This window comes from Salmonella sp. 32070601201500089SM, from assembly GCF_017573605.1.
Classification (GTDB): domain Bacteria; phylum Pseudomonadota; class Gammaproteobacteria; order Enterobacterales; family Enterobacteriaceae; genus Salmonella; species Salmonella enterica.
Genome location: NZ_JAGETK010000001.1, coordinates 495,529 through 520,955 on the forward strand (window position 1 = coordinate 495,529; position 25,427 = coordinate 520,955).

24 protein-coding genes, 1 pseudogene and 1 other annotated feature are annotated in these 25,427 nt (G+C 50.1%); of the genes and pseudogenes, 18 read left to right on the forward strand and 7 right to left on the reverse strand.

Annotation, left to right across the window (positions count from 1 at the left end; genetic code table 11):
* Positions 1-139: 139 nt before the first annotated feature.
* From J4728_RS02440 to J4728_RS02450, 3 genes and pseudogenes are all read left to right on the forward strand, one after another.
* Positions 140-454: a hypothetical protein gene (locus J4728_RS02440; protein ID WP_208211058.1), complete on the forward strand. Its 315-nt coding sequence runs from the start codon at positions 140-142 to the stop codon at positions 452-454.
* Positions 451-1,305 carry a DNA/RNA non-specific endonuclease gene (locus tag J4728_RS02445; protein WP_208211060.1) on the forward strand — a complete coding sequence of 285 codons (855 nt, stop codon included), beginning with the start codon at positions 451-453 and terminating at the stop codon, positions 1,303-1,305. Before J4728_RS02440 ends, J4728_RS02445 begins: the two co-directional genes overlap by 4 nt.
* A gap of 172 nt (positions 1,306-1,477) precedes the next feature.
* A pseudogene (locus J4728_RS02450) lies at positions 1,478-1,683 on the forward strand (hypothetical protein).
* A 306-nt stretch (positions 1,684-1,989) separates the two neighbouring features.
* Here J4728_RS02450 and rfc read toward each other — a convergent pair.
* Positions 1,990-3,213, reverse strand: coding sequence for an O-antigen polymerase Rfc (rfc, locus tag J4728_RS02455; protein WP_023226934.1), 1,224 nt, complete (start codon positions 3,211-3,213; stop codon positions 1,990-1,992).
* 890 nt (positions 3,214-4,103) lie between these two features.
* On the opposite strand from rfc, the gene thrS reads away from it, so the two are divergent.
* The 14 genes from thrS (at position 4,104) to selO (ending at position 16,917) form a co-directional block, all read left to right on the forward strand.
* Complete coding sequence (gene thrS, locus J4728_RS02460) at positions 4,104-6,032, forward strand: threonine--tRNA ligase (protein WP_001144217.1); 1,929 nt, start codon at positions 4,104-4,106, stop codon at positions 6,030-6,032.
* 3 nt (positions 6,033-6,035) lie between these two features.
* Positions 6,036-6,578, forward strand: coding sequence for a translation initiation factor IF-3 (gene infC, locus J4728_RS02465; protein ID WP_001574431.1), 543 nt, complete (start codon positions 6,036-6,038; stop codon positions 6,576-6,578).
* 95 nt (positions 6,579-6,673) lie between these two features.
* On the forward strand, positions 6,674-6,871 hold the full coding sequence (gene rpmI / locus J4728_RS02470) for a 50S ribosomal protein L35 (protein ID WP_001124225.1): 198 nt from the start codon (positions 6,674-6,676) through the stop codon (positions 6,869-6,871).
* Positions 6,872-6,921: 50 nt separating this feature from the next.
* Positions 6,922-7,278: a 50S ribosomal protein L20 gene (gene rplT, locus J4728_RS02475; RefSeq protein ID WP_000124850.1), complete on the forward strand. Its 357-nt coding sequence runs from the start codon at positions 6,922-6,924 to the stop codon at positions 7,276-7,278.
* A gap of 115 nt (positions 7,279-7,393) precedes the next feature.
* Positions 7,394-7,517 (forward strand) — a sequence feature (Phe leader region).
* Positions 7,399-7,443: a pheST operon leader peptide PheM gene (pheM, locus tag J4728_RS02480; RefSeq protein WP_001386830.1), complete on the forward strand. Its 45-nt coding sequence runs from the start codon at positions 7,399-7,401 to the stop codon at positions 7,441-7,443. Its footprint overlaps the feature before it by 45 nt.
* Before the next feature lie 62 nt (positions 7,518-7,579).
* Positions 7,580-8,563 (forward strand): phenylalanine--tRNA ligase subunit alpha, encoded by a 984-nt coding sequence (pheS, locus tag J4728_RS02485; protein WP_000018570.1) that lies wholly within the window; start codon positions 7,580-7,582, stop codon positions 8,561-8,563.
* A 15-nt stretch (positions 8,564-8,578) separates the two neighbouring features.
* Positions 8,579-10,966 (forward strand): phenylalanine--tRNA ligase subunit beta, encoded by a 2,388-nt coding sequence (gene pheT, locus J4728_RS02490; RefSeq protein WP_000672402.1) that lies wholly within the window; start codon positions 8,579-8,581, stop codon positions 10,964-10,966.
* Between the two features lie 4 nt (positions 10,967-10,970).
* Positions 10,971-11,270, forward strand: coding sequence for an integration host factor subunit alpha (gene ihfA, locus J4728_RS02495; RefSeq protein WP_001229266.1), 300 nt, complete (start codon positions 10,971-10,973; stop codon positions 11,268-11,270).
* Positions 11,271-11,472: 202 nt separating this feature from the next.
* Positions 11,473-12,453, forward strand: a complete 981-nt coding sequence (gene btuC, locus J4728_RS02500) for a vitamin B12 ABC transporter permease BtuC (RefSeq protein WP_000954982.1) — start codon at positions 11,473-11,475, stop codon at positions 12,451-12,453.
* A gap of 91 nt (positions 12,454-12,544) precedes the next feature.
* Positions 12,545-13,096 (forward strand): glutathione peroxidase, encoded by a 552-nt coding sequence (locus tag J4728_RS02505; protein ID WP_208211062.1) that lies wholly within the window; start codon positions 12,545-12,547, stop codon positions 13,094-13,096.
* Entirely contained in the window at positions 13,096-13,845 is a 750-nt protein-coding gene (gene btuD / locus J4728_RS02510) for a vitamin B12 ABC transporter ATP-binding protein BtuD (protein ID WP_000080607.1), read from the forward strand. Before J4728_RS02505 ends, btuD begins: the two co-directional genes overlap by 1 nt.
* A 76-nt stretch (positions 13,846-13,921) precedes the next feature.
* A complete protein-coding gene (locus J4728_RS02515; protein ID WP_001213256.1) occupies positions 13,922-14,386 on the forward strand; it encodes a C40 family peptidase in 465 nt (154 codons plus the stop codon).
* A gap of 313 nt (positions 14,387-14,699) precedes the next feature.
* The gene (gene ydiV, locus J4728_RS02520; RefSeq protein WP_208211065.1) at positions 14,700-15,413 is read left to right on the forward strand and encodes an anti-FlhDC factor YdiV; all 714 of its coding nucleotides are present in this window, start codon (positions 14,700-14,702) and stop codon (positions 15,411-15,413) included.
* A gap of 61 nt (positions 15,414-15,474) precedes the next feature.
* Complete coding sequence (selO, locus tag J4728_RS02525; protein WP_138010109.1) at positions 15,475-16,917, forward strand: protein adenylyltransferase SelO; 1,443 nt, start codon at positions 15,475-15,477, stop codon at positions 16,915-16,917.
* 35 nt (positions 16,918-16,952) lie between these two features.
* Here selO and hemP read toward each other — a convergent pair whose 3' ends face one another.
* The 3 genes from hemP to ppsR form a co-directional block, all read right to left on the reverse strand.
* Positions 16,953-17,144, reverse strand: a complete 192-nt coding sequence (gene hemP / locus J4728_RS02530; protein ID WP_000089115.1) for a hemin uptake protein HemP — start codon at positions 17,142-17,144, stop codon at positions 16,953-16,955.
* 156 nt (positions 17,145-17,300) lie between these two features.
* Positions 17,301-18,347: a 3-deoxy-7-phosphoheptulonate synthase AroH gene (gene aroH / locus J4728_RS02535; protein WP_001082196.1), complete on the reverse strand. Its 1,047-nt coding sequence runs from the start codon at positions 18,345-18,347 to the stop codon at positions 17,301-17,303.
* A gap of 155 nt (positions 18,348-18,502) precedes the next feature.
* Positions 18,503-19,336, reverse strand: a complete 834-nt coding sequence (gene ppsR, locus J4728_RS02540) for a posphoenolpyruvate synthetase regulatory kinase/phosphorylase PpsR (protein WP_000370992.1) — start codon at positions 19,334-19,336, stop codon at positions 18,503-18,505.
* Between the two features lie 336 nt (positions 19,337-19,672).
* On the opposite strand from ppsR, the gene ppsA reads away from it, so the two are divergent.
* Positions 19,673-22,051 (forward strand): phosphoenolpyruvate synthase, encoded by a 2,379-nt coding sequence (ppsA, locus tag J4728_RS02545; RefSeq protein ID WP_000069340.1) that lies wholly within the window; start codon positions 19,673-19,675, stop codon positions 22,049-22,051.
* Positions 22,052-22,092: 41 nt separating this feature from the next.
* Here ppsA and fadK read toward each other — a convergent pair whose 3' ends face one another.
* From fadK to J4728_RS02560, 3 genes are all read right to left on the reverse strand, one after another.
* Positions 22,093-23,733, reverse strand: coding sequence for a medium-chain fatty-acid--CoA ligase (gene fadK, locus J4728_RS02550; RefSeq protein WP_208211067.1), 1,641 nt, complete (start codon positions 23,731-23,733; stop codon positions 22,093-22,095).
* Between the two features lie 89 nt (positions 23,734-23,822).
* Positions 23,823-24,116: a ferredoxin family protein gene (locus J4728_RS02555; protein WP_000093359.1), complete on the reverse strand. Its 294-nt coding sequence runs from the start codon at positions 24,114-24,116 to the stop codon at positions 23,823-23,825.
* Entirely contained in the window at positions 24,113-25,399 is a 1,287-nt protein-coding gene (locus J4728_RS02560; RefSeq protein ID WP_079987631.1) for an FAD-dependent oxidoreductase, read from the reverse strand. The genes J4728_RS02555 and J4728_RS02560 overlap by 4 nt, the downstream gene beginning before the upstream one ends.
* Positions 25,400-25,427 lie beyond the last annotated feature (28 nt).

A 25,427-nucleotide genomic window follows, 5' to 3' on the forward strand; every position in this document is an offset into this window, starting at 1 on the left:
TTACCCCTGAATATGAAAGTGAATACTCTTATTTTTACAAAGTAATAAGCACAGCAGCATGATGCGCAGTGCCTATTAAACCTTTAAATATAACTAAACTCCTGCCAGCAGCGAGTCATTGAGAGGATACGTTGCCTTAATGTTGAAAAATGGTGTTAAAAAACATGCGCCAGATATTATTGAATATCCATTTTTCATTCGCTATCTGAGTGCGAGAAATTATTGGCTTCACGATTATGCATATAATACGATGTTTTTTGGTATCAATATGAATATCACGTTGTATTTTTTTGAGCTCATTTTCTATGATGGCTTCGATGTTTATCTGTTATTAATTTTTACCGTGATAGTGTTGTCTTTAATGATGAGCGCATCTAACGGCTGGCAGGGTAATATAACCAAATTATTGCTACCTGAATTATTAGGGCGGTTATTATTAAGAAAGAAAAAATGAATAAAACCATTAATCTGCTAAAATTACTGCCCGTAGTATTATTAAGCGCATGTACTACATCGTATCCTCCCCAGGATACAACATCGGCACCCGAGTTACCCCATCGTAACGTACTCGTTCAGCAACCTGATAACTGTAGCGTTGGCTGTCCTCAAGGAGGAAGTCAACAAACAATCTATCGCCATGTCTATACGCTCAATAATAATAGCGCCACGAAATTTGCCAACTGGGTTGCCTATAGCGTGACAAAGACCAGCCAGGCAAGCGGTCGCCCGCGGAACTGGGCGCAGGACCCCGATTTACCGCCCTCGGATACGTTGGCCCCTTCGGCCTATAAAAATGCCCATACGCTATTAAAAGTCGACAGGGGACACCAGGCGCCGTTGGCAGGATTGGGCGGCGTTTCGGACTGGCCGTCGTTAAATTATTTATCGAATATTACGCCGCAGAAATCCGCCCTGAACCAGGGAGCATGGGCTGCACTGGAAAACCGGGTGCGCGAACTTGCCAAACAGGCTGATGTATCTGTAGTGCACGTAGTGACCGGCCCCCTTTTTGAGCGGCATATCGCCACATTGCCAGAAGATGCGACGGTAGAAACTCCCAGCGGGTACTGGAAGGTTTTATTCACCGGAACGGCGCCGTCAAAAAGTGAAGGAAATTACGCTGCGTTTATTATGGATCAGAATACACCCCGTTCGGCGAATTTTTGCGACTATCAGGTTACCGTGGAGGCTATCGAACATAAAACGAAGCCAGTGCTGACGCTGTGGTCTGCCTTGCCTGAAGCGGTAGCCAGCGAGGTGAAAACGACAAAGGGGAGTCTGGCGCAGAAGTTAGGTTGTCGATGAGAAGCGCTATACGGCGCGTGGAAAGATAATGGAGAAACTCTGTCAAGGGCCTTGATTTGCTACAGAGTGATGCAATCTCCCTTTTTTTAGTGTTACCATCGTCATGCCGGACGAAAATAGCGATTTTCGTCTGTGTCGAAGGTTGTGCGCCAATTTAGCAATGGTTGGCTAGATGGATACACAACTCACTGTCAATAAATTCATTTTCTCTTTGTATGTGATCTTGCGTATAAGTACTATCCTTCATTCACATCCATTCACGTTCGTTTAAACCTGTTTCACCAGTTCCGCGTCATTACTGGTAATAGCGGATATATATGTTTCATACCGTTTCATATTGTTCCCTTTCGCGCCGTAAGATGTGTGTACCTAATCTAGCTTAAGCAGGGAGCTGTCATTCATAACACAGAGTTTATTGGTATCAATGGTAGATTATATTACGGTGATAATCTCGGGATGATCCGCATATGAGTAGATGTGGATTAGGGCGGAGTAGCGGCAGGACTAATAATAACCGGCGGCGAGAAATACATAATTGAGGGGCTATTCATAAATCATTATTAGGAAACTCAAGCACTATGATGAATGCATCAAAAGTAATTTACGTTGGTAATGCTGTTCAGCAAACCCAACAGGATTTACTCTCCAAAACTAAATAAAACGGCGGCATTGCCGCCGTATAACTTATTTATCGCTTCTTAGTAAAACGAATCTTATATGCGCTGAAAAAACAAAGGAAGATGCAATGTATACCATAAAGGCAATCATCAAATGCTCAGGGAACAACCATCCCATGCTAACAGGAATCACACTTATTCCAATGCAAAATAGGAACATTATGAAATAATGCGCTGACTTTGTTTCCTGAGTTTTATTGGAGAAATACTTAGCCAGGGCGCCTTTAAATACTCCAGATATAACTAACCAAACTGGTGTAAAAAGCCCGAAATCTGCGTATAGTTCACCATACCCGAAAGCAGGAGCGCCCTGATTTCTGTAGAATGCATCAGGGAAAAATACTTTTGCCAGATACAATGCGCCAAAATCTTCAGGCTTATCAGGCCAAATAGCCCTCGGAATCCTCGAGTAAACCTCGCTCTCCATTAGTAATTTTCCGTACATAAAGTCAAAGTTTGAGGAAGCAACAAGAACAGCATTACGGGTATAATCCGAGTAATTCGCCATATTTTCTATCGGATTCCCATCAGTAAACGTATATGCAAAGAATGCCGTTACAATGACTGCTATAACAGCAAACGATTTCACCAGGAACATAAATTTAATTTTTTTATTTTCAATATATGAAAGGTAAAGGATGAATGCTATAAATATACTAAATATTGGTCCTTTGTTACCATGCAAGAAAATAAGTATACAGTTAAATAAAACTATGGAAATACAAAATAACTTTGATTTTTTGTATGTAAAGAACGCGCAAATAGAAGCGACAAGAGAAAACATTAATGAAGGATAGAAGTATATACCATACCCTGTTCTGGTTAATTCGTATATTCTTCTTGGGTTAAGTATGTACTCTCTGAACTCCATCAACACTGGAAGGTAAATGATAAAAGCAAGGAAGGTGAATAACAATGAAGTAAACACATACCTTGGTTTATTTTTTGTGTTCGATTTATTGTATATTGATTTTCTTTGTGTGTAAAGATAAGAAATAACAAATGATGCTATGTATGTTATATAGCAAGTATAGAAAAACAAATATTCCACTGTATACTTCCGCACCTCTGAGAGGTATACAAATATACCTTCAAACACGTACAGTGTAGGCACTGTTATTATCAGGTATGGGACCATTACATTTATTATTTTCCCCTCAATTCTTACGGAAAGAGTATAGAGATAAACTATAAATAATAAGCATAATACAATGTATGAAATTATAAGCATATAGAGCCTTTAGAAAAAATGCTTAGTATTAATAATATTGCCATCAGGCAAACAAGGTGTGGTACGGAAAATCTTCTGGCAAGATATTCTGAATCTGGTAGTCTATAATCATTACTCATCACTATCTTCCCGATATCAAACCGTGTTATTGACATATTAACACTCATTAACACTCCTATCTACTGCACCTCCGATAGCATGAAGCTATCAAGCGTTTGCAGCAAAAACATCAAGCAATGTAAATGCTTTTGATAATTACGCATGATTGTTACTGTGTTTATATACAGTGGCATTCGAAGGTTCATCATGAGTTTCCCGAGTCCTGTAAAAGACTATACAGAGAAAGAGCTATCACTCGACGAGTAATTCATCTCACATCGTGCCGCGACATACTTCAAGCAACACAGACGAATTACAAGTACGGCATCATAAGTGAGACGTTGCTAGTTATAGAAGCTTCATAGCAGCATGTAATGGCTCTTTGCTGGTATGTGCTTTGGAAAGTGGGTTTCGTATTGTGCGTTATTGCATGCTGCCAGGTCCCCATCTGGAGAATATAGATAGCTGTCGTCGTGAAAAGCTATCTGATGTGAATGCCTCATACGGTGGCAGTAAGCCGAGACTCAGAGTGACCATGTACATCATTAACGATACGCGTGCCGGGTAGTGTGTTGGGATTCAGGTTCTGTAGAACAGAAAGATGCAATCTCCCTTTTTTTAGTGTTACCATCGTCATGCCGGACGAAGATAGCGATTTTCGTCTGTGTCGAAGGTTGTGCGCCAATTTAGCAATGGTTGGCTAGATGGATACACAACTCACTGTCAATAAATTCATTTTCTCTTTGTATGTGATCTTGCGTATGGGTCACCACTGCAAATAAGGATATAACATGCCTGTTATTACTCTTCCTGATGGCAGCCAACGCCATTATGACCACCCTGTAAGCCCGATGGATGTTGCTCTGGACATTGGTCCAGGCCTGGCGAAAGCCACTATTGCGGGCCGTGTGAATGGCGAGCTGGTTGATGCTTCCGATCTGATTGAAAATGATGCGACGCTTGCCATCATCACCGCAAAAGATGAAGAGGGTCTGGAGATCATTCGTCACTCTTGCGCGCATCTGTTAGGTCACGCAATCAAGCAACTTTGGCCGCACACGAAAATGGCGATCGGCCCGGTTGTCGACAACGGTTTTTACTATGACGTTGATCTTGACCGCACGCTAACTCAGGAAGATGTCGAAGCGCTCGAAAAGCGGATGCATGAGCTCGCCGAGAAAAATTACGACGTTATCAAGAAAAAGGTGAGCTGGCATGACGCGCGCGAAACCTTCGTGAAGCGCGGCGAGACTTACAAAGTCGCTATTCTTGATGAAAATATCGCCCATGATGATAAGCCAGGCTTGTACCATCATGAAGAATATGTCGACATGTGTCGTGGTCCGCACGTGCCGAATATGCGTTTCTGTCATCACTTTAAACTGATGAAAACTGCCGGCGCATACTGGCGCGGTGACAGCAATAATAAGATGCTGCAGCGTATTTACGGTACGGCATGGGCAGATAAAAAAGCCCTGAACGCTTATCTGCAGCGTCTGGAAGAGGCCGCAAAACGCGACCATCGTAAAATTGGTAAGCAGCTCGACCTGTATCATATGCAGGAAGAAGCGCCGGGCATGGTGTTCTGGCATAACGACGGCTGGACTATCTTCCGCGAGCTGGAGGTCTTTGTTCGTTCTAAACTCAAAGAGTACCAGTATCAAGAAGTTAAAGGCCCGTTCATGATGGACCGTGTGCTGTGGGAAAAAACCGGGCACTGGGACAACTATAAAGATGCGATGTTCACCACGTCCTCAGAAAACCGCGAATATTGCATCAAGCCGATGAACTGCCCAGGCCACGTTCAGATCTTTAACCAGGGTCTGAAATCCTATCGTGATTTGCCGCTGCGTATGGCGGAATTCGGTAGCTGCCACCGTAACGAGCCATCAGGCGCGCTGCATGGTCTGATGCGCGTACGCGGCTTTACGCAGGATGATGCGCATATCTTCTGCACCGAAGAGCAGATCCGCGATGAAGTTAACGCTTGTATTCGTATGGTCTACGATATGTACAGCACCTTTGGCTTCGAGAAGATCGTCGTCAAGCTTTCCACTCGTCCTGATAAGCGTATCGGCAGCGATGAGATGTGGGATCGTGCTGAGGCGGATCTGGCGGTTGCGCTGGAAGAAAATAATATCCCGTTTGAGTATCAACTGGGTGAAGGCGCATTCTACGGTCCGAAAATTGAATTTACCTTATATGACTGCCTCGATCGTGCATGGCAGTGCGGTACAGTACAGCTGGACTTCTCCTTACCGTCTCGTTTGAGCGCCTCCTATGTAGGCGAAGACAACGAGCGTAAGGTGCCGGTAATGATTCACCGTGCGATTCTTGGGTCGATGGAACGCTTCATCGGTATCCTGACCGAAGAGTTCGCTGGTTTCTTCCCGACATGGCTCGCGCCTGTTCAGGTAGTCGTGATGAATATTACCGATTCGCAGTCTGAATACGTTAACGAATTGACGCAGAAACTACAAAATGCGGGCATTCGTGTAAAAGCAGACTTGAGAAATGAGAAGATTGGCTTTAAAATCCGCGAGCACACTTTACGTCGTGTCCCTTATATGTTGGTCTGTGGTGATAAAGAGGTGGAAGCAGGCAAAGTTGCCGTTCGCACCCGCCGCGGTAAAGACCTGGGCAGTCTGGACGTAAATGACGTGATTGAGAAGCTGCAACAAGAGATTCGCAGCCGCAGTCTTCAACAACTGGAGGAATAAAGTATTAAAGGCGGAAAACGAGTTCAAACGGCGCGTCCGAATCGTATTAATAGCGAAATTCGCGCGCAAGAAGTTCGCTTAACAGGTCTGGAAGGCGAGCAGCTTGGTATTGTGAGTCTGAGAGAAGCTCTGGAAAAAGCTGAAGAAGCCGGAGTAGACTTAGTCGAAATCAGCCCTAACGCCGAGCCGCCGGTTTGTCGTATAATGGATTACGGCAAATTCCTCTATGAAAAGAGTAAGTCTTCTAAGGAACAGAAGAAAAAGCAAAAAGTTATCCAGGTGAAGGAAATTAAATTCCGTCCTGGGACAGATGAAGGCGACTATCAGGTAAAACTCCGCAGCCTGATTCGCTTTCTCGAAGAGGGCGATAAGGCCAAAATCACGCTGCGTTTCCGCGGTCGTGAAATGGCCCACCAGCAAATCGGTATGGAAGTGCTTAATCGCGTGAAAGACGATTTGCAAGAACTGGCAGTGGTCGAATCCTTCCCAACGAAGATCGAAGGCCGTCAGATGATCATGGTGCTTGCTCCTAAGAAGAAACAGTAAGGCCTTCAAGTAACAATTCTGTGAAGCCTTCGGGCTTCACAGGCTTTGTTCGCCTATGTTTCGTTTATTAACAATGCGAAGTGGAAGTTATTAAAATGCCAAAAATTAAGACCGTACGCGGTGCTGCTAAGCGCTTCAAAAAAACCGGTAAAGGTGGTTTTAAGCACAAGCACGCTAACCTGCGTCACATTCTGACCAAAAAAGCGACTAAACGTAAACGTCACCTGCGTCCGAAAGCCATGGTTTCTAAAGGCGATCTGGGCCTGGTTATCGCGTGCCTGCCGTACGCATAAGCCGTTAACGTTTTTAACTTTTTAATTAGAATAGATACAGGAGAGCACATATGGCTCGCGTAAAACGTGGTGTAATTGCACGCGCACGTCACAAGAAAATTTTGAAACAAGCCAAAGGCTACTACGGTGCGCGTTCTCGCGTATACCGCGTTGCCTTCCAGGCAGTTATCAAAGCTGGTCAGTATGCTTACCGTGACCGTCGTCAACGTAAGCGTCAGTTCCGTCAACTGTGGATTGCGCGTATCAACGCAGCAGCACGTCAGAACGGTATTTCTTACAGCAAATTCATCAACGGCCTGAAAAAAGCCTCTGTTGAAATCGACCGTAAGATCCTGGCTGATATCGCCGTATTCGACAAAGTCGCGTTCACCGCGCTGGTTGAAAAAGCGAAAGCAGCTCTGGCATAAGCCAGTGAAAAGAGGGAGCCTGGCTCCCTCTCTTTTATTTACTGTTCAGTGAGTTGACAATTGACCTGTAACCCTTTTCAATAAAGGATATTCGGTTTTACCACATAAGGTAACGCAAGCATGAACGCTGCTATTTTCCGTTTCTTTTTTTACTTTAGCACCTGATCCCAGGAGGCTAGCGCGTGAAAAACGAAACGAAAAACAGCGCAAAAAAGCCTCCTGATGGAGGCTTTTTTTGTATCTGAAATCGAGAGATTACGTCCAATGAACCGGTGTCTTCACCGACACAATGAGGAAAACCATGTCACATCTCGCAGAGCTGGTTGCCAATGCAGCGGCCGCCATTAACCAGGCGTCAGATGTTGCCGCGTTAGACAATGTACGCGTCGAATATTTGGGCAAGAAAGGGCATTTAACCCTTCAGATGACGACCCTACGCGATCTGCCGCCGGAAGAGCGTCCGGCAGCCGGGGCAGTCATTAACGCCGCGAAAGAGCAGGTACAACAGGCGCTTAACGCGCGTAAAGCCGAGCTGGAAAGCGCAGCGCTTAACGCCCGTCTGGCCGCTGAAACCATCGATATCTCCCTGCCGGGGCGCCGTATTGAGAACGGCGGTCTGCATCCGGTCACGCGTACCATTGACCGTATTGAAAGTTTCTTCGGCGAGCTTGGTTTTACCGTTGCGACTGGCCCGGAAATTGAAGATGACTACCATAACTTCGATGCGTTAAACATTCCGGGTCATCACCCGGCCCGCGCCGATCATGATACCTTCTGGTTTGACGCGACCCGTCTGCTGCGTACCCAGACGTCTGGCGTCCAGATCCGGACGATGAAAGCGCAGCAACCGCCGATCCGTATTATTGCGCCGGGCCGTGTATACCGTAATGACTACGACCAGACGCATACTCCGATGTTCCATCAGATGGAAGGTCTGATTGTTGATACCAACATCAGCTTCACCAACCTCAAAGGTACGCTGCACGACTTCCTGCGTAATTTCTTTGAGGAGGATCTGCAGATTCGCTTCCGTCCTTCTTATTTTCCGTTCACCGAACCTTCTGCGGAAGTGGATGTGATGGGTAAAAACGGCAAATGGCTGGAAGTGCTGGGCTGCGGGATGGTGCATCCGAATGTGCTGCGTAATGTCGGTATCGATCCGGAAATCTATTCTGGCTTCGCTTTTGGTATGGGGATGGAACGTCTGACCATGTTGCGTTACGGCGTCACCGACCTGCGTTCATTCTTCGAAAACGATCTGCGTTTCCTTAAACAGTTTAAATAAAGGCAGGATAAAACAATGAAATTCAGCGAACTGTGGTTACGCGAGTGGGTTAACCCGGCAATTGATAGCGATGCGTTGGCTAACCAGATTACGATGGCTGGCCTGGAAGTAGACGGCGTTGAGCCGGTCGCGGGAAGCTTCAATGGCGTTGTGGTTGGGGAAGTGGTTGAGTGCGCCCAGCATCCGAACGCTGACAAATTGCGTGTAACGAAAGTCAACGTCGGCGGAGAACGCCTGTTGGATATCGTCTGCGGCGCGCCAAACTGTCGTCAGGGGCTGAAAGTAGCGGTGGCTACTATTGGCGCTATTCTGCCGGGCGATTTCAAAATTAAAGCGGCGAAACTGCGCGGCGAACCGTCTGAAGGGATGCTGTGCTCCTTCTCCGAACTGGGGATTTCCGACGATCACAGCGGCATTATCGAACTGCCGGCGGATGCGCCGCTGGGTACCGATATCCGTGAATACCTGAAGCTTGACGACAATACCATCGAAATTAGCGTCACGCCGAACCGTGCGGATTGCTTAGGTATCATCGGCGTTGCGCGCGATGTGGCGGTACTGAACAAAGCGCCGCTCCAGGAGCCTGAAATGGCGCCGGTTACGGCAACCATCAGCGATACGCTGCCGATTACGGTAGAGGCCGCTGATGCGTGTCCACGCTATCTTGGCCGGGTGGTAAAAGGCATCAATGTTAACGCGCCGACGCCGCTGTGGATGAAAGAGAAACTGCGTCGCTGCGGTATTCGCTCCATCGATGCGGTGGTTGACGTCACGAACTATGTGCTGCTCGAACTGGGTCAGCCAATGCATGCTTTCGATAAAGATCGCATTGATGGCGGTATTGTCGTGCGGATGGCAAAAGAGGGTGAAACCGTCGTCCTGCTGGACGGTAGCGAAGCGACGTTAAATGCGGACACGCTGGTGATCGCCGATCACCATAAGGCGCTGGGGATAGCCGGTATTTTTGGCGGCGAACATTCCGGCGTGAACGGCGAAACGCAAAATGTGCTGCTGGAGTGTGCGTACTTTAATCCGCTGTCTATCACCGGTCGCGCTCGCCGCCACGGTCTGCATACCGATGCGTCTCACCGCTACGAGCGCGGGGTGGACCCAGCGCTGCAATATAAAGCGATAGAGCGCGCTACTCGTCTGCTTCTTGATATCTGTGGCGGTGATGCGGGTCCGATAATTGATGTGAGCAACGAAGCAACGTTGCCGAAACGCGCCACCATTACGCTGCGTCGCAGTAAACTGGATCGCCTGATCGGGCATCATATTGCGGATGAGCAGGTCAGTGATATTCTGCGTCGTCTGGGCTGTGAAGTGACCGAAGGGCAGGACGAGTGGAAAGCCGTAGCGCCGACCTGGCGTTTCGATATGGAAATTGAAGAAGATCTGGTGGAAGAGGTTGCCCGCGTTTACGGCTATAACAATATTCCGGACGAGCCAATCCAGGCCGGTTTAATCATGGGGACGCACCGTGAAGCCGATCTGTCGTTGAAGCGGGTTAAAACCATGCTGAACGACAAAGGCTATCAGGAAGTGATTACCTATAGCTTTGTCGATCCTAAAGTACAACAGCTCATCCATCCAGGCGCAGAAGCGCTGCTGCTGCCAAACCCTATCTCCGTTGAGATGTCGGCGATGCGTCTGTCTCTGTGGAGCGGATTGTTGGCGACGGTGGTCTATAACCAAAACCGTCAGCAGAATCGCGTGCGTATTTTTGAAACCGGTTTACGTTTCGTTCCGGATACACAAGCCAATCTGGGTATTCGACAGGATCTGATGCTGGCTGGCGTGATTTGCGGTAACCGCTATGATGAGCACTGGAACCTGGCAAAAGAGACCGTTGATTTCTATGATTTGAAAGGCGATCTGGAAGCAGTACTGGATTTAACCGGCAAACTGGGTGATATCCAGTTTAAGGCGGAGATGAATCCGGCTCTGCATCCGGGACAGTCTGCGGCGATTTATCTGAAAGATGAACGTATTGGTTTTATTGGGGTTGTTCACCCTGAACTGGAACGTAAACTGGATCTGAATGGTCGTACGCTGGTGTTTGAACTGGAATGGAATAAGCTCGCAGACCGTATCGTGCCGCAGGCGCGGGAGATTTCACGCTTCCCGGCCAACCGTCGCGATATTGCGGTTGTTGTTGCAGAAAACGTTCCCGCAGCGGATATTTTATCCGAATGTAAGAAAGTTGGCGTAAATCAGGTAGTTGGCGTAAACTTATTTGACGTGTACCGCGGTAAGGGTGTTGCGGAGGGTTATAAGAGCCTCGCTATCAGCCTGATCCTTCAGGATACCAACCGTACACTCGAAGAAGAGGAGATTGCCGCTACCGTCGCCAAATGTGTAGAGGCATTAAAAGAGCGATTCCAGGCATCATTGAGGGATTGAACCTATGGCGCTTACAAAAGCTGAAATGTCAGAATATCTGTTTGATAAGCTTGGGCTTAGCAAGCGGGATGCCAAAGAACTGGTTGAACTGTTTTTCGAAGAGATCCGTCGTGCTCTGGAAAACGGTGAGCAGGTGAAACTCTCTGGTTTTGGTAACTTCGATCTGCGTGATAAAAATCAACGTCCGGGGCGTAACCCGAAAACGGGTGAAGATATTCCTATTACAGCACGGCGCGTGGTGACCTTCAGACCCGGGCAGAAGTTAAAGAGCCGGGTCGAAAACGCTTCGCCCAAAGAAGAGTAATCAGATCCAGGCATAACATCCATCAGGGTGTATTGCGGCAGATACGCTGCCATCCCGAAAGTAGATCAGCGGGATGACAGCGTATCTGTCAGCCTGAAAGATGACCCGTATAACTAAAAAGGCCGCATTGCGGCCTTTTTTCTTTCAAGTAAAGGATACCCACCGTAAAATCACGCTACCTCTTTTCAGCTGAATGGATAACATGCTGACTTTTGCCCGCCAACAACAGCGACGAAACGTTCGCTGGCTTCTGAGCCTGTCACTGCTGGTGCTACTGGCTACACTTCTGAGCTTATGCGCAGGCGAACAGTGGATTGCCCCCGGTGACTGGTTAAGCGCCCGGGGGGAACTGTTTGTCTGGCAAATTCGCCTTCCCCGCACGCTTGCGGTATTGCTGGTTGGCGCTGCGCTGGCGCTATCTGGCGCCGTGATGCAGGCGCTGTTTGAAAACCCACTTGCTGAACCGGGTCTGCTCGGCGTTTCGAATGGGGCCGGTGTTGGGCTTATTGCCGCCGTCTTACTGGGGCAGGGGCAACTGCCAGGATGGGCGCTGGGACTGTGCGCTATAGCCGGCGCGCTCATTATTACGTTAATCCTGCTGCGTTTTGCGCGTCGCCATCTCTCTACCAGCCGCTTGTTGTTGGCGGGCGTCGCGCTGGGCATTATCTGTAGCGCGCTGATGACATGGGCTATCTATTTTTCCACCTCTTTCGATCTGCGGCAATTAATGTACTGGATGATGGGAGGATTTGGCGGCGTTGACTGGCAGCAGAGCTGGCTAATGATTGCGCTCATCCCGGTACTGATCTGGATATGTTGCCAGTCGCAACCGCTGAATATGCTGGCGCTAGGGGAAACCTCGGCGCGGCAGCTTGGCCTGCCGCTGTGGTTCTGGCGCAATTTGTTGGTCATCGCCACCGGCTGGATGGTGGGCGTCAGCGTGGCGATGGCGGGGGCGATTGGTTTTATCGGTCTGGTTATTCCGCACATCCTGCGCTTATGTGGTTTAACCGATCACCGGGTTTTACTTCCCGGCTGCGCGCTGGCCGGGGCTATCGCCCTGCTATTGGCTGATGTGGTCGCCCGACTGGCGCTGGCGTCGGCTGAACTGCCTATCGGGGTGGTCACCGCCACATTGGGGGCACCAGTGTTTATCTGGCTGCTACTCAAATCCGCGCGTTAGCGCATCGGTAAACAACTGCTTTCATCATTCGCAGTCTATGATTAAAGGCTAACGATGAAACCCGCTATTCTACCGACATCAGGGAGACACCATGCAAAACTCGCTTCTTAATACTCACGTTACGACGATTGATGGAGAGGTCACTACACTTGAAAAATACGCCGGAAAAGTGCTGCTCATTGTAAACGTCGCCTCCAGATGTGGCCTGACGCCGCAATATGAACAGTTGGAAAATATCCAGAAGGCGTGGGCAGATCAGGGGTTTGTCGTGTTGGGTTTTCCCTGCAACCAGTTTATGGGGCAGGAGCCAGGCAGCGAAGAGGAGATTAAAACCTATTGTGCCAGCACCTGGGGCATCACGTTCCCGATGTTCAGTAAAATTGATGTGAATGGCGACGCGCGCCATCCGCTGTATCAAAAACTGATAGCCGCTGCGCCAACGGCAGTCGCGCCGGAGAAGAGCGGCTTTTACGAACGGATGGTAAGCAAAGGGCGTACGCCACTCTATCCGGATGATATTCTGTGGAATTTTGAAAAATTTTTGGTAGGCCGGGATGGTCAGGTGGTACAGCGTTTTTCGCCGGATATGACGCCTGAAGATCCTATTGTGATGGAAAGCATAAAAATCGCGTTGGCAAAATAATGTCTCAATTGATGCAATTAAAGGATGTCGCCGAGAGCACCCGCCTGGGGCCGCTTTCCGGCGAAGTAAGCGCAGGAGAGATCCTTCATCTTGTCGGGCCGAACGGTGCCGGGAAAAGCACGCTACTGGCGCGTATGGCGGGGTTAACCTCCGGCGAGGGGAGCATCAGGTTTGGCGGAGCGCCGCTGGAGGCATGGGCGACGGCAACGCTTGCCCAACACCGCGCTTATCTTGCGCAACAGCAAAATCCGCCGTTCGCCATGCCGGTCTGGCATTACCTGACATTGCATCAACCTGATAAAACGCGAACCGGGCAGCTTAACGAGGTGGCCGATATGCTTGGATTAGGCGACAAACTGGGGCGAAGCGTGAATCAGCTTTCCGGTGGCGAGTGGCAGCGTGTTCGCCTTGCTGCCGTTGTACTACAAATTCATCCCGACGCTAATCCGGTCGGTCAATTATTGCTGCTTGATGAGCCAATGAACAGTCTCGATGTTGCGCAACAAAACGCTCTGGATCGGGTATTACATCATTTATGTCAGGCAGGAATTGCGATTGTGATGAGTAGCCACGATCTGAACCACACGCTGCGCCATGCGCATAAAGCCTGGTTACTAAAGCGCGGTAAACTCATTGCCTGCGGCCGCCGGGAAGAGGTGCTCACCCCCTCTTATCTGGCGCAAGCCTACGGTCTGCGCTTTCGACGACTCGACGTCGAGGGGCATCCAATGCTCATTTCGGCCACTTAAGTAAAATCGTTTCTTGAAAAGCAGGTAATTTCGACGCTAAATTAATACCAAAATAAAAACAGAGGATTGTTGCGGCATGCGTTTTTGGCTTCTTGTTATCACAGCATTGTTCCTGGCAGGATGCAGTACTCATCGGGCACCGGCGCCAAATGCCAGATTATCAGACTCCATTACCGTCATTGCGGGTCTGAACGATCAGTTGCAGTCCTGGCGCGGTACGCCATACCGTTACGGCGGCATGAGTCGCAGAGGCGTGGACTGTTCCGGCTTTGTGGTAGTCACTATGCGCGACAAGTTTGATTTGCAGTTGCCTCGTGATACGCGTGAACAATCAAAAATCGGCACCAGAATCGATAAAGATGAATTGCTGCCCGGAGATTTGGTTTTCTTTAAAACCGGTTCGGGCGAAAGTGGTTTACATGTTGGTATTTACGATACAAATAATGAGTTTATTCATGCCTCTACCAGTCGTGGCGTGATGCGTTCATCGCTGGATAATGTGTACTGGCGAAAAAACTTCTGGCAGGCACGGCGAATTTAACCTCGCAGACGATATAAATTTTATAGTCTATTTTTAACATATCGCCGGTTGAACTTATGACATCTGTTGTCATCATATATAATGATATAACCGTAGCATTTACAAACGTACTTTTATTAAAAACGGGCGTGTTCACGCCCTGTTAAAAGTACAAGATTGAATATTGGTTTATAATCAGGGTAAGTTAAAAAAAGGAACCGGTTCACCGGTAAACAAGAAAAATGATGACGCTTCAATTAGTATCTGAAGTTACGTCTGTTTCCGTCCGTAGTGACTGGATGGCGAATAGCGCCCTAACCATGGGACTGGCGTAATGATTGCTTCACTTGATGAGCTTTACCATTCCGAACTCTTTTTCCTTCCCGTCATGGATGAAAACGCTCGGCTTGTTGGTTTAGAGATTATTGCAACGTTTGCCGCTGAAGACGGCGCCGTGCGGATGCCGACTGAGTTGGTAGCGCCTCGCCTTTCGGTGGAGGAACAATACTGTCTGTTTGTTGAAAAACTGGCGTTGTTAGAAACCTGTCAGCACTTTTTTATTCAGCATAAACTTATTGCATGGCTTAATTTACCGCCTGCAATTAGTGACTTATTATTATTAGATAGCGAACTTTTTTCCCGGGCAGCGCGCTTTCCGTTTCTTGAATTAGCTATAAATGAGAATTATCCTGGGTTAAACCAGGGCAAAAACAATGAAACGTTAGCTAATCTGGCAATGCATTTCCCATTAATGCTGGCAAATTTTGGGGCAGGCGAGGCGTCGACTAAAGCTATTTTCGATGGGCTTTTCAAACGAGTCATGTTGGATAAAAATTTTATTCAGCAGCGAGCTGAAATGATCTCATTCGAACCATTCATGCACGCTATTGTTGCCCAGATCTCCTCCAGCTGCGAGTCGCTGATGATTGCCGGTATTGATACTGAGACGATGTTTGCGCGCGCAGCGCCATTGGGGTTTAGCGCATTCCAGGGCGGACTATGGCCTCCGGTGCCGGTAAGCCAGCTCATTAAACTCGTTCAGCGATAACCTTTCTGTTTGCCGGTGTTTAACCGGTGATTAACCGTCTACACTGAAGACAGGAGGCCCTATGACCCTGTCTTTTACTGCCCGTTGGCGCGATGAATTGCCAGCAACGTATACCGCGCTTTTACCCACACCGTTAAAAAATGCGCGACTGATTTGGTATAACGACGAACTGGCGCAGCAGTTAGCCATTCCCGCTTCGTTATTTGATGCTACCAATGGCGCTGGCGTTTGGGGCGGCGAAACCTTATTACCCGGTATGTCGCCTGTCGCGCAGGTATATAGCGGGCATCAGTTCGGCGTCTGGGCGGGACAACTCGGCGACGGACGCGGTATTTTGCTGGGCGAACAGCTCCTGGCGGATGGCTCGACGCTCGACTGGCATCTGAAAGGCGCCGGATTAACACCCTATTCGCGAATGGGGGATGGACGCGCCGTCCTGCGTTCAACCATACGAGAAAGCCTTGCCAGCGAAGCCATGCATTATCTGGGTATTCCCACTACGCGCGCGTTATCTATCGTAACCAGCGATACGCCGGTTCAGCGAGAGACGCAGGAAACGGGCGCGATGTTAATGCGTCTGGCACAAAGTCATATGCGTTTTGGTCATTTCGAACATTTCTACTACCGCCGTGAGCCGGAAAAAGTTCAGCAACTGGCTGATTTCGCTATTCGTCATTACTGGCCGCAATGGCAGGATGTCCCGGAAAAATATGCTTTGTGGTTTGAAGAGGTGGCGGCGCGTACCGGAAGACTCATCGCCGAGTGGCAAACCGTCGGTTTTTCGCACGGCGTTATGAATACGGATAACATGTCGATTCTGGGGCTGACCATCGACTATGGTCCCTTTGGTTTTCTCGATGACTACGATCCCGGCTTCATTGGTAACCATTCCGATCATCAGGGACGTTACCGCTTCGATAATCAACCGTCGGTGGCGCTGTGGAATTTACAACGTCTGGCGCAGACGTTAACCCCTTTTATTGAGATCGACGCGTTAAACAGAGCGCTGGATCGCTACCAGGACGCGTTGTTAACGCACTATGGGCAGCGAATGCGCCAGAAGCTGGGCTTCTTTACCGAGCAAAAAGACGATAACGCTTTACTGAATGAATTGTTTAGTCTGATGGCGCGCGAAGGGAGTGACTATACCCGTACATTTCGGATGTTAAGCCATACGGAGCAACAGAGCGCTTCCTCGCCGTTGCGGGATACGTTTATCGATCGCGCGGCGTTCGATGCCTGGTTCGACCGCTACCGGGCGCGATTGCGCACAGAGGCGGTGGATGACGCGCTGCGCCAGCAGCAGATGCAACGCGTGAATCCTGCGATTGTGTTGCGCAACTGGCTGGCGCAACGCGCGATAGATGCGGCTGAACAAGGAGACATGGCGGAACTGCATCGGTTGCATGAAGTTTTACGTCAACCTTTTACCGATCGAGATGATGACTATGCCAGCCGACCGCCGGAGTGGGGAAAGCGGCTGGAGGTCAGTTGTTCAAGTTAGCCAGATGCCAGCAGAATCGTCTGCTGGCGGGAGCGCTATTTGGTTAACAGTAGCTTACCGGCCTGAGTTTTACGCAACAGATACTCCTGACCGTTGTGATCGATAATGACTTTGCCGTCCGGACCTAATAGCGCCTGACTGTTGACGCGCCGTTCAGCGGCAGGGAGAAGCGTTTCATTGTCTATTTCCTTAGGGTGAGGCAGCTCGGTGTTATCCATACGCGACATGTTATTTATTAATAATCAAACTCACAATGATTATTATTATCAATAATTAATGCGATAACAGCAAGTGCTAATTCTGTGGAGTGATATACGCGCGCGTAGAGAAAAGGGTGGGTAACGCATCGAAGAAACGCCCATCCCGGCAGGATGGGCGAGCTATTAAAAGCGGCTGTCTACCGCCGCGGCAAGTTTTTCCAACAGAACTTCCGTATCTTCCCAGTTCAGGCAGGGATCGGTAATGGATTGACCATAGATTAACGGTTGACCGCTGATAATTTTTTGCGTGCCTTCCCGTAAAAAACTCTCTGCCATAATCCCGGCAATTGCCGTGGAGCCATTACGAATCTGCTGGCAAATATCATCACATACCTCCAACTGGCGGCGATGCTGTTTTTGACAGTTGCCGTGGCTGAAGTCGACGACCAGATGCTCCGGCAGATCAAATTCATGCAACGTGTCGCAGGCGGCGGCAATATCTTCAGCGTGGTAGTTCGGTTTTTTACCGCCGCGCATGATGATGTGCCCATACGGGTTGCCACTCGTCTGGTAGATGGTCATCTGTCCGTCTTTATCCGGCGAGAGAAACATATGGCTGGCGCGGGAGGCGCGAATAGCATCAACGGCAATACGGGTATTGCCATCCGTACCATTTTTAAAGCCGACCGGACAAGAGAGCGCAGAAGCCATTTCCCGATGGATTTGGCTTTCGGTGGTACGCGCGCCAATCGCTCCCCAACTGATCAGATCGGCAATAAACTGGCCGGTGACCATATCAAGAAACTCTGTGGCGGTCGGTACTCCCAGTTCGTTCACCTGCAATAGCAAGCGACGCGCCAGTTCAAGCCCATAATTGACGCGGTAACTGCCATTCAAGTCGGGATCGGAAATCAGGCCTTTCCATCCCACGACGGTGCGCGGTTTTTCAAAATAGGTGCGCATGACGATTTCCAGACGCGCCTGATGCTTTTGGCGTTGTGCCTGGAGCTGCGTCGCGTATTCCATGGCAGCATTCAGATCGTGAATCGAACAGGGGCCAATGACGACCAGTAGCCGTGGATCTTCACCATTTAAAATCTTTTCTATCCGGCGTCGGGAGTCGGTAACGTGACTGGCGACGGAGGACGATACAGGATACCGCTGCGCGAGTTCGGTCGGTGTTACCAGGCTGTCGATACGCGCAGTACGGAGTTCGTCGGTTCTGTTCATTACAAGTCTCAGAAATTTGTTGCTTCAACGGCAGGACTACCGGGAAGTGATGGGCATCACGATAAACCAATCCCTGCTGATTTCAAGTGCGAGGCGTGTCACACCTCGCAGGCAGAACGGCATGATAACAAAAACCAATCCATTAAACTAGTTTGCTAGTACATTCTGCGGTTAAGCCCCATAATATCGAGAATCTTGGTGGCTATCTCTTCAACGGAATAATTGGTGCTGTTCAGGCAGGGGATCTGATTTTTACGATACAGCGCTTCGACCTCTGCCACTTCCATGCGGCACTGACGCAACGAGGCATAGCGACTGTTTTCACGGCGTTCTTCGCGAATAGCCGCCAGGCGTTCAGGGTCAATTGTCAGGCCGAACAGTTTATGTTGTAGCGGTTTTAACGATGTGGGCAGCGTCAAATTATCCATATCATCGGCGATGAAAGGGTAGTTAGCCGCACGAATACCGAATTGCATTGCCAGATAGAGGCTGGTGGGCGTTTTTCCACAGCGCGAAACGCCAAGCAAAATGACCTGAGCCTGATCGAGGTTGCGCAATGAAATGCCATCATCATGCGCCAGGGTATAATCGATAGCGGCAATACGGGCGTCATACTTGTTCAGGTTACCCGGATTAAGCCCATGAGTACGATGAGCGATCGGCGTCGGATCCAGTTTCATCTCCTGCTGAAGCGGCGCCACCAGCGCCTGGACGATATCCTGGCAGAAACCTTCGCTCTGTAAGATGATGGCGCGAATTTCAGGTAAAACAATCGAGTAAAACACCAGCGGGCGAACGCCGGTTTGCTGATAAATGGCGTCAATTTGGTCTTTGACGGCGCGGGCGCGACTTTCGTTTTCCACGAATGGCAGCGTGATGCTGCTGATCGTCACCGGAAACTGCGACATAACTGCGTGACCCAGGACCTCGGCGGTGATGGCGGTACCATCAGAAATATAGAAAACATGGCGATCAACAACATTATCCATTCTGTTCATCCTGAAGAGTAAACATAATTATCTGAAAGCATAAATTAAAAGTAACGGGAAACGTATAACTTGTCGCTTATTTTATAAAATGACAGGCGCTTTTTATAATTAATGAAAAGTGTGTTTCATTTCCTGGAAACGCAGTTTATACCGGGGGTTATTCAGGGAATGCCGTGCTATGCGCGGGTTTGCGCAACTACGTAAACAATCTGAAAAAATGAAAAAATAAATTTGCTTGAACGATTCACCGTTTTTTTCGCGGGTTTAAGTATGCCAGGATAAATACGCAACTATGTGTTTCTTAAACTCGTTCATTTATCACAAAAGGATTGTTCGATGTCCAACAATGGCTCGTCACCGCTGGTGCTTTGGTATAACCAACTCGGCATGAATGATGTAGACAGAGTTGGGGGCAAAAATGCCTCCCTGGGTGAAATGATTACTAACCTTTCCGGCATGGGCGTATCCGTTCCGAATGGTTTTGCAACCACTGCCGATGCGTTTAACCAGTTTTTGGATCAAAGCGGCGTAAACCAGCGCATTTATGAGCTGCTGGATAAGACAGATATTGATGATGTCTCCCAGCTGGCGAAAGCGGGCGCGCAGATCCGCCAGTGGATTATCGACACTCCTTTCCAGCCGGAGCTGGAAAACGCCATCCGCGATGCCTATGCGCAGCTTTCGTCGGATGATGAAAATGCCTCTTTTGCCGTGCGTTCCTCCGCCACGGCGGAAGATATGCCAGATGCTTCGTTTGCGGGCCAACAGGAAACGTTTCTTAACGTTCAGGGCTTCGACGCGGTGCTGGTGGCAGTGAAACACGTATTTGCTTCTCTGTTTAACGATCGCGCCATCTCTTATCGCGTTCACCAGGGATATGATCATCGCGGCGTAGCGCTTTCCGCTGGCGTGCAGCGGATGGTTCGCTCCGATCTCGCCTCGTCAGGGGTGATGTTCTCTATCGATACCGAATCCGGCTTTGACCAGGTGGTCTTTATCACCTCGGCATGGGGACTGGGTGAAATGGTGGTGCAGGGCGCGGTTAACCCGGATGAATTTTATGTCCATAAGCCAACCCTGGCGGCAGGCCGTCCGGCCATCGTACGCCGCACCATGGGGTCGAAAAAAATCCGCATGGTTTACGCCGCCACCCAGGAGCACGGCAAGCAAGTGAAGATTGAAGATGTGCCGCAGGAACAGCGCGACATTTTCTCGCTCACCAACGAAGAAGTGCAGGAACTGGCGAAACAAGCGGTGCAGATTGAGCAGCACTATGGTCGTCCGATGGATATCGAATGGGCGAAAGACGGTCATACCGGTAAGCTCTTTATTGTGCAGGCACGTCCGGAAACCGTGCGCTCTCGTGGCCAGGTGATGGAGCGTTATACGCTACATGCGCAGGGGAAAATCATTGCCGAAGGTCGCGCCATTGGTCATCGTATCGGCGCAGGTACGGTAAAAGTTATTCACGATATCGGCGAAATGAACCGTATTGAGCCTGGCGATGTGCTTGTCACCGATATGACCGACCCGGACTGGGAACCGATCATGAAAAAAGCGGCGGCGATTGTCACTAACCGTGGCGGGCGCACCTGTCACGCGGCGATTATCGCCCGCGAATTGGGCATTCCGGCGGTAGTCGGCTGCGGCGACGCCACCGAACGCATGAAAGATGGCGAAAAAGTAACCGTCTCCTGTGCGGAAGGTGATACCGGTTATGTGTATGCCGACATGCTGGATTTCAGCGTAAAAAGCTCCAGCGTAGATACCATGCCAGAGCTACCGCTGAAGGTCATGATGAACGTCGGCAACCCGGACAGGGCATTTGACTTTGCCTGCCTGCCGAATGAAGGCGTAGGTCTGGCGCGACTGGAATTCATCATTAACCGTATGATTGGCGTTCACCCGCGCGCGCTGCTGGAGTTTGACGACCAGGATGCCGCGCTGCAAAACGACATTCGTGAGATGATGAAAGGGTTTGACTCGCCGCGTGAATTTTACGTTGGTCGACTGACGGAAGGGATCGCGACGTTAGGCGCCGCCTTCTACCCGAAACGCGTCATCGTTCGCCTGTCTGACTTTAAGTCCAACGAATACGCCAACTTGGTCGGCGGCGAACGTTATGAGCCGCATGAAGAAAACCCGATGCTGGGCTTCCGCGGCGCGGGTCGTTACGTCGCAGAAAGTTTCCGCGATTGTTTTGCGCTGGAATGCGAAGCGGTGAAACGCGTGCGCAACGATATGGGCCTTACCAACGTCGAAATCATGATCCCGTTCGTGCGGACGGTCGACCAGGCGAAAGCGGTCATCGAAGAGCTGGCGCGCCAGGGGCTTAAACGCGGCGAGAACGGGCTGAAGATCATCATGATGTGCGAGATCCCGTCCAATGCCTTGCTGGCTGAACAGTTCCTCGAGTATTTTGATGGCTTCTCGATTGGTTCTAACGACATGACGCAGCTGGCGCTGGGGCTGGATCGCGATTCCGGCGTGGTGTCTGAACTGTTTGACGAGCGTAACGACGCGGTGAAAGCGCTGCTGTCGATGGCGATCCGCGCGGCGAAAAAACAGGGCAAATATGTTGGAATTTGCGGTCAGGGTCCGTCCGACCATGAAGACTTTGCCGCCTGGCTGATGGAAGAGGGGATCGACAGCCTGTCGCTGAACCCGGACACCGTGGTACAGACCTGGCTGAGTCTGGCGGAACTGAAGAAGTAGTGTGATACCGGATGGCGGCGTTAACGTCGCCATCCGGCAATTTATACCGCGGTGTGCTCCTGGCGCAGCCGCTCAATAATATCCTGCCGCAACAGAAACTTCTGCACTTTGCCAGATGCGGTTCTGGGCAGCTTTTCTACGATGACGATCCGTTCCGGATATTTATACTTCGCTACCCGTTTTCGGCTGAAAAAAGCGATCACCTCTTCCAGCGTCAGCGAAAGGTGCGGCGGTTTTAAGACCACATACGCGCATGAACGTTCGCCTAAGCGTTCATCGGGCATAGCAACGACGCAAGCATCGTGTATGCGAGGGTGCTGTAGCAAAATATCTTCGACTTCGCGACTGCTGATATTTTCACCTCCACGTATAATAATATCCTTTTTGCGCCCGGTAATTTTGATATAACCGTCTTCATCCATGCGGCAGAGGTCGCCGCTGTAATACCAGCCCTCATTATCCAGTGCGCGGGCGGTAAGTTCCGGCTCGTCCAGGTATCCCATAAAAACGTTCGGCCCGCGCGAGGCTTCTTCGCCTTCGTGGCCTGCTGGAAGCGTATTGCGATCTTCATCCACGATTTTAATTTCTACACCGGTGGCGGCATAACCATCGGTGTTCATCATGCGTGAAGTCGAATCACCCAGATTAACCATAGAGTGTGGAGAACTTTCTGTAGAACCGTAAATACTCAATAATTTGATACCGCGCTGCTGGCAGTCGCGGGCAACCTTTTTGGGAATAGTCGTGCCGCCGCATAAGAAGAATCGCAGTGAGGAGAGGTCGGCAGGCTGTTGCTCAACGGCACAAAGCAGATCGTAAATAAACGGCGTCGCGCCTGACATACAGGTACAGCGTTGCTGCGCTAATAAGGTAAGGCAGGCTTCTGGGGTAAAGATGTCCAGCAATACGCTACGCGCCCCGATTAAAAAGGGCGCGGTGACGCCGTGTAAAAATCCGGTGGCGTGGTCCAGTGGCGCAGGCATCAGGAACACATCTTGCCAGGTTAAATTCAACCGCGCGCAATACGCCCGTTCGCTGGCAAGAATATTATTGTGGGTCAACATCACCCCTTTCGGCATTCCTTCTGTGCCGGAGGTAAACAGCACTGCCGCCAGCTCATCACCGTGAATGTTAATGTCTGACTGCAACGGTTCGCTGCGGTCGATGATTTGACTAAGCGCAAGCGCTGTGGTGGCAGGCGCCAGTTTATCCAAGCCGACAATATGCGTCAGATGGCGCAGTTGATTTTGTAGCGGAAGGATAAGATCGACCGGACGATTCTGTTTGAATACGGTGGGGGCGAAGAATATTTTAGCCTGACATTTGTTCAGCACCCAAACCAGCTCTGCTTCTCGCCAGGCGGGAAGTAGCGGGACAGATACCGCGCCCGTTTTCAGGCAGGCCAGATAAATGAGGGTAAACTCACACCAGCCCGGAAGCTGAAAGGCCACGCGATCGCCCGGTTGAATCCCCTGAGACAGTAACCAGTTTGCCAGGCGGCTTGCCGCGTAGTCGAGCGCGGCGTAGGTCCAGGACGCGCCATGATTATCGACCACGGCGATTTTATCGGGTACGGCGCGTGCGGTTTGCCGCCAGTAGTCGCCCAGTGAAGCATCGCCCCAGTAGCCGGACTCGCGATAGGTTTTCCGCCTTGCGGCGTCAAACGTTAATGTAACACTCATTGACTTGTTCTCTATTAATACAAATGACGTAATCTCTGGGGACAAGCCGAATAAGACGCCGTAGCGTCGTTATCCGGTGTTTCAGAGCGTCAGCCGTAGCGAAACTCAACGCCGAACGTTCCCGCCGGGTATTCCCATTTTTCGAGAAGAGTATTGCCGCAGAGAACCCTGCAGGTCCCGCATTCCAGGCAGCCCGCGGAGTCAAAATGAATATTTCCCGCATCGTCCAGCTTATAGAGTCCGGCAGGGCAGGCTTTTATTAATTTATTAAACTCCAGCATGTCAGGCGAGGAGCGCAAAATGATATGTGGGTGTCCTTCATCTACGTAAAATTTATTTACGCCCAATTTGACGTCAACATTCACCTTATTGTCCGAACTCATAATGCCGTAGCCCCTTTTATGCCGTCTTTTAATAGATTCACCAGTCCAATTTTTTTCGCATGTGACAGGATAGTTTTACGCAACGGTGGGACTGGACCGCCATCAACGGTGAACAGATCGCCCACAATGTTTGCCGCCATTCGCGGGTACTCGGTAAAAAGCCGTGGGTTTTCCATTAATCCGGGGAGTTTGCGGAAATGCCGCATATCGCGTAACACGCCGTTTTTCTCCAGCGCGCGTTTGTAACCGGCAAGACTCGCGGCGGAAAAATCTTGCCGCGCTTTAGCGTCAATGGCGGTTTGAGCGGCCGCTTGCGCGGACGCGATGGCTAAATCCATGCCGCGGACGGTATAACCGAGATTCAGGCAAAGACCGGCGGCGTCGCCGACAATCATCACGCCGTCATTTGCCAGCTCCGGCATCATTGCTATGCCGCCTTCGGGCACCATATGAGCGGAGTATTCAAGCAGCGTTCCCCCCTGAATCAAAGGGCGTATTGCCGGATGCTGTTTAAAATCTTCCAGCATTTGCGGTACGCTTTTGGTCGCGTGAGCAATGTCGCCCAGGCCACATACCAGCCCCAGAGAAACCGAATCGCGGTTGGTATAAAGAAACCCGCCGCCCATGAGCCCGTTGGAGGGCGCGCCAGCGAATAGCCAGGCGGCGCCTTCATGGGACGCCAGATTAAAGCGCTCTTCAATAAGTGCCGGAGAGAGCCCAATCAACTCTTTTACGCCGACGGCATAGTGATGCGCAGAAGAGACAGGCACCATGTCCAGCGAACGGCCCAGCATGGAATTCACGCCGTCCGCGAGAATCACAATATTCGCATCCAGAATATCATCCCCGGCCTGAACGCCAGTGACGCGATTGCCTTCACGTACCAGAGCGTCGACCCGTACACCTGGGATAAACTGCGCGCCAGCCTGTTCCGCCTGCGCCATTAGCCACGGGGCCAGTTTGTTGCGCAGTACGGTATATGACGTAAGGGGCGGAGTAGGGGGCGCGCGGTGAAAATCAAGTGTGACGGCGCTTTCTTCGGTTAAAAAGGAGATTTTTTCACGGGTAACGACACGTTCGATGGGGGCGGACGTTGCGAATCCCGGCATAATACTTTCGATACTGTGAGCGTAGAGCCGGCCACCGGTCATATTTTTGCTGCCTGCGCTGTTTCCGCGTTCAATAACCAGTACATCCAGTCCCGCTTTTGCCATCACATACGCGGCGACCGTTCCTGCTACGCCTGCGCCCACCACAATAGCGTCAAATTTATCATCCGACATGCTTTATGCTCCTTTCCCGCCGTATCGA

Excerpts from the sequence above, each read along its gene's own strand:
- J4728_RS02440 (WP_208211058.1), top strand. The coding sequence starts at position 140 with ATGTTGAAAAATGGTGTTAAAAAACATGCGCCAGATATTATTGAATAT.
- J4728_RS02445 (WP_208211060.1), top strand. The coding sequence starts at position 451 with ATGAATAAAACCATTAATCTGCTAAAATTACTGCCCGTAGTATTATTA.
- rfc (WP_023226934.1), bottom strand. The coding sequence starts at position 3,213 with ATGCTTATAATTTCATACATTGTATTATGCTTATTATTTATAGTTTAT.
- thrS (WP_001144217.1), top strand. The coding sequence starts at position 4,104 with ATGCCTGTTATTACTCTTCCTGATGGCAGCCAACGCCATTATGACCAC.
- rpmI (WP_001124225.1), top strand. The coding sequence starts at position 6,674 with ATGCCAAAAATTAAGACCGTACGCGGTGCTGCTAAGCGCTTCAAAAAA.
- rplT (WP_000124850.1), top strand. The coding sequence starts at position 6,922 with ATGGCTCGCGTAAAACGTGGTGTAATTGCACGCGCACGTCACAAGAAA.
- pheS (WP_000018570.1), top strand. The coding sequence starts at position 7,580 with ATGTCACATCTCGCAGAGCTGGTTGCCAATGCAGCGGCCGCCATTAAC.
- pheT (WP_000672402.1), top strand. The coding sequence starts at position 8,579 with ATGAAATTCAGCGAACTGTGGTTACGCGAGTGGGTTAACCCGGCAATT.
- ihfA (WP_001229266.1), top strand. The coding sequence starts at position 10,971 with ATGGCGCTTACAAAAGCTGAAATGTCAGAATATCTGTTTGATAAGCTT.
- btuC (WP_000954982.1), top strand. The coding sequence starts at position 11,473 with ATGCTGACTTTTGCCCGCCAACAACAGCGACGAAACGTTCGCTGGCTT.
- J4728_RS02505 (WP_208211062.1), top strand. The coding sequence starts at position 12,545 with ATGCAAAACTCGCTTCTTAATACTCACGTTACGACGATTGATGGAGAG.
- btuD (WP_000080607.1), top strand. The coding sequence starts at position 13,096 with ATGTCTCAATTGATGCAATTAAAGGATGTCGCCGAGAGCACCCGCCTG.
- J4728_RS02515 (WP_001213256.1), top strand. The coding sequence starts at position 13,922 with ATGCGTTTTTGGCTTCTTGTTATCACAGCATTGTTCCTGGCAGGATGC.
- ydiV (WP_208211065.1), top strand. The coding sequence starts at position 14,700 with ATGATTGCTTCACTTGATGAGCTTTACCATTCCGAACTCTTTTTCCTT.
- selO (WP_138010109.1), top strand. The coding sequence starts at position 15,475 with ATGACCCTGTCTTTTACTGCCCGTTGGCGCGATGAATTGCCAGCAACG.
- hemP (WP_000089115.1), bottom strand. The coding sequence starts at position 17,144 with ATGTCGCGTATGGATAACACCGAGCTGCCTCACCCTAAGGAAATAGAC.
- aroH (WP_001082196.1), bottom strand. The coding sequence starts at position 18,347 with ATGAACAGAACCGACGAACTCCGTACTGCGCGTATCGACAGCCTGGTA.
- ppsR (WP_000370992.1), bottom strand. The coding sequence starts at position 19,336 with ATGGATAATGTTGTTGATCGCCATGTTTTCTATATTTCTGATGGTACC.
- ppsA (WP_000069340.1), top strand. The coding sequence starts at position 19,673 with ATGTCCAACAATGGCTCGTCACCGCTGGTGCTTTGGTATAACCAACTC.
- fadK (WP_208211067.1), bottom strand. The coding sequence starts at position 23,733 with ATGAGTGTTACATTAACGTTTGACGCCGCAAGGCGGAAAACCTATCGC.
- J4728_RS02555 (WP_000093359.1), bottom strand. The coding sequence starts at position 24,116 with ATGAGTTCGGACAATAAGGTGAATGTTGACGTCAAATTGGGCGTAAAT.
- J4728_RS02560 (WP_079987631.1), bottom strand. The coding sequence starts at position 25,399 with ATGTCGGATGATAAATTTGACGCTATTGTGGTGGGCGCAGGCGTAGCA.